Annotated in this window: 4 protein-coding genes; all 4 read right to left on the bottom strand. The window is 69.9% G+C overall.

Annotation, left to right across the window (positions count from 1 at the left end; all coding sequences use genetic code 11):
- Positions 1-126: 126 nt before the first annotated feature.
- The 4 genes from AB0M47_RS42445 to AB0M47_RS42430 all read right to left on the bottom strand — a co-directional run bounded on the left by AB0M47_RS42445 (position 127) and on the right by AB0M47_RS42430 (position 2,702).
- Positions 127-750, bottom strand: coding sequence for a fasciclin domain-containing protein (locus tag AB0M47_RS42445; RefSeq protein WP_363424642.1), 624 nt, complete (start codon positions 748-750; stop codon positions 127-129).
- A 114-nt stretch (positions 751-864) separates the two neighbouring features.
- Positions 865-1,590, bottom strand: a complete 726-nt coding sequence (locus tag AB0M47_RS42440; protein ID WP_363424639.1) for an anti-sigma factor — start codon at positions 1,588-1,590, stop codon at positions 865-867.
- Entirely contained in the window at positions 1,587-2,192 is a 606-nt protein-coding gene (gene sigK, locus AB0M47_RS42435; RefSeq protein WP_363424645.1) for an ECF RNA polymerase sigma factor SigK, read from the bottom strand. Before sigK ends, AB0M47_RS42440 begins: the two co-directional genes overlap by 4 nt.
- A 66-nt stretch (positions 2,193-2,258) precedes the next feature.
- Entirely contained in the window at positions 2,259-2,702 is a 444-nt protein-coding gene (locus AB0M47_RS42430) for a DUF4383 domain-containing protein (protein WP_363424637.1), read from the bottom strand.
- Between the last annotated feature and the right edge of the window lie 658 nt (positions 2,703-3,360).

The following is a 3,360-nucleotide window of genomic DNA, read 5'->3' as shown; positions in this document are numbered from 1 at the left end:
ACCCCCTTCATAAACCGGTTTTTTTAAACACTCTTCCCCACCCCCCCCCTCTCCCTTTGGGGTGGCGCTGGGCGCCCCCCCTGGGGGGGGGCCCGCGGGGTGGAGCCGGCGAGCCCACGGTGGGGATCACTTGGGCATCAGCACGCTGTCGATGATGTAGACGGTCGCGTTGGCGGTCTGCACGTTGCCGCACACGACCTTGGCCGTCGCGTTGACCGTGAAGTCGGTCCCGGAGCCGCTCACGGTCAGTTCGCCGCCCTGCAGGGTCTTGTGCGTACCGGCGAGCTGGTCGGGCGCGAGCTTTCCGGCCACCACGTGATAGGTCAGGATCTTCGTCAGCGTCGCGTTGTCGGCGAGCGTCTTGTCCAGGTCCGCCTTCGGAATCTTGGCGAACGCGTCGTTGGTCGGCGCGAAGACCGTGATCGCCTGCGCGCTGTTGAGCGTGTCGCCGAGGTTCGCCTTCTGCACGGCGGCGACCAACGTGGACAGCATCGGGTTGCCGGCCGCGGCGGTCGCGACGGGCACCTTGGCCATCGCGTCGAAGCTGCCCGGGTTGGCCGGGTCTGTCGGCACGGCCGCGCAGCCGGGTCCGAACTCACCCGACGCCGACATGCCCGCCGAGGCGGTCGCCGAGGGCGCGGTGGATGCTCCGGCGGCGCTCGACGTCGTCGCGCCGCTGGCGCACGCGGTCAGCGCCAGCGCGGCGACACCGGTGGCGAACAGGGTCGCGAACGTCTTCTTCGGCTTCATCGTGAACACCCCTCTTCGTGGGACTCCGGCGGAGTCCCCGTCGCTGGGGATTCGGCCGAGCCGCCGGATCGGATGGGTGTGATTTCCGAAAAATCTGATTCGCGTACGCCCGGCTCAGAGCCGCACTTGCGCGACGATCGGCAAAGTCGGCGTCGCCGATCCACCGGCCGGCTCCATCGTCATGGCGATCAGATTCGCCCCGGAGATGCCGCTGACGTACTGGGTCGCCGTCGTCTGGCCGGGATCCATGACTGCGGCCGGCTGCGCCGTCGCACCCCGGACTGTCCACAACTCGTACGCGTGATCGGCCGGTGGCGCGGTGGCCCCGGTGACGACCACGACCGCCGCGTCCTGTGAGGCCGCGGAGACCACGGTGATCCGTCCGCCGCCGGTCACCGGCGAGGTGCGTACCACCACGTCGGCGGCGGTCAGCACGGCGTCGACGCGGGCCTGGCGTTGCTCCGCCTCCGCGCGGGCCGCCTGCTCTTGGCGTACCCGCTGGTCCTGCAGGAAATAGGTGACGCCGCCGGCGACCGCCGCGATCACAGCCGCGGCCAGCGCGAAGGCCGCGCGCCGACGCCACCGCGAGGCGCGACCGACCGGCGTGGGAGTGAGCTGGCGCGTGCCGTGGACCTGTTCGAGCACCCGCTCGCGCAGCCGGGGCGGGGGCGACGACCAGCTGTCGTCGGCGAGCCGGGCGGCCGCCTCACGCAGGCCCGCGACCTCGGCCACGCAGGTGGGGCACGTGCGCAGGTGGCGCTCGAAGGCTTCGCGCTCGGCGTCGTCGAGAGCGTCGAGCGCGTAGGCGCCGGTCAGCAGGTGCAGGTCGTCGGTGGTCATCGGGACGCCTCCACTCCGAGACAGTCGCGCAGGCGGATCAACGCGTCGCGCATGCGAGTCTTGACGGTCGGCAGGGCCGCGTCGAGCAGCGCCGCCACCTCGCGATAGGTGTAGCCGCTGTAGTACGCGAGCGTGATCGCCTCGCGTTGCAGCTCGGTCAGGGTACGCAGGCAGCGGCGCACCTGTCCGCGCTCGATCCGGGCGGTCGCCTGGTCGGCCACTTCGTCGTGGGCGGTGTGCTCGGGCTCGGGCACCAACTGGTGGATGCGGTCGGCGACCGCCTGCTCGGACCGGACCCGGTCGACGGCCCGGCGATGGGTGATCGTGAAGATCCACGCCGTCGCCGAGCCGCGAGCCGGGTCGAAGCGGGCGGCGTTGCGCCACACCTCGACCAACGCCTCCTGAGCGACCTCCTCAGCCTGGGCCGGATCGCGCAGGACCCGGCGGGCCAGCCCGTAGACGCGAGCCGAGACCTTCTCGTAGAGCCGGGCGAACGCCGCCTCGTCGCCCCGGGCGACCTGCCGCAACAGGTCGCCGAGGTCCTCCGGGGCCGGTGTCGCCGACCCCGCCGGGACCAGGGCCGGGAACTGCCCGTCCGTCATCCTCACCGCCTGCTTGTTCGAGTTCCAGATCCGGCCGGACCGACCAATCGGGTCGGGCCGTCGGGGTCAGGCTCGCTCAGGGCGGGACAGCGCCAAGCCCAGCACCGTCATGCCGACGCCCAACGCCAGATGCAGCCAGTTGTCGGCGGAGTTGACGGGCACGAAGTTGGCCGCGCTGTCGGCGTCGACCACCAGCCCGAACAGCCAGAGCACCAGGTAGATCGCACCGCCGCCGACCAGGAAGGCCCGCGCACCGCCGACCGTCCGAGCCAGCAGCAGACCGGCCACCCCGAACAACAGATGTACGGCATTGTGCAAGATCGACACCTGGAACACGCCGAGCAGCCGGGCATCGGAATGATGCGAGGCGAAACTGAGCGTCCCGTAGTCGGTCGTGATCCCGGGAACGAAGCCCAGCACCCCGACCAGCAGGAACACCGCGCCCACCGCGTACGCGACGAGCTGGAGCGGACTGCGCGCGGACACCGCCGCACGAGTGGTGGAAACCATGACATTCTCCCTCCGGACGTGGTCCATCGGGATTCGTGGCCCAGCCGGAATCGGATGGGTGCGAATTTCCAGCGCTCGCCCACTCCTCACGCGCCGCCCTCAGATCCAGCCACACTGCATCTGGGCCGCACGCGGCGGCCGGAACGTGCATGTGGTGACGCCGCTGTAAGCGGGCAGGACGAGACGGGCCCGGCCGGCGCGGTGCGTTGCACCGACCGGGCGTTCGCGCCGCGCCGGCGACGGGGTGCGTCCGTCAGCGACACGACGTGTGTAACTCAATCCTTAAATGGAGTCGTCGTCCTGGAGCAACACATCGGGGCAGTCTCTAGCCGCGCCGTGGGCTATTCCATCGCCCCGGGTCAGTCACAGGGGCAAGGCGATGTAGACACTCGTGGGACGGTCCTCGACGAGTCACGCATAGTCTCCGGACTGTTCGCGATGCCCGCCGGTGCAGGTTGCGGCGACGTCGACAAGCCGATCGCCGCCAGGGGTCAGTTTCCACGCGTCGCCGACGTGCGGACGGGGTCCGCCTCACACCGCATGATCTGGAGCGATTCTGCGTGCTAGTACTCCAGCCGCACTTTCGTGTACTTGTTTTCGCTGGCCAGACGACGTCATTGCGGGGTTCCTGATAGGACTTGATCTGTCCACTATAGAC

The organism is Hamadaea sp. NPDC051192, assembly GCF_040682475.1.
GTDB lineage: Bacteria > Actinomycetota > Actinomycetes > Mycobacteriales > Micromonosporaceae > Hamadaea > Hamadaea flava.
This window is presented reverse-complemented; position numbering and strand designations above follow the sequence as displayed.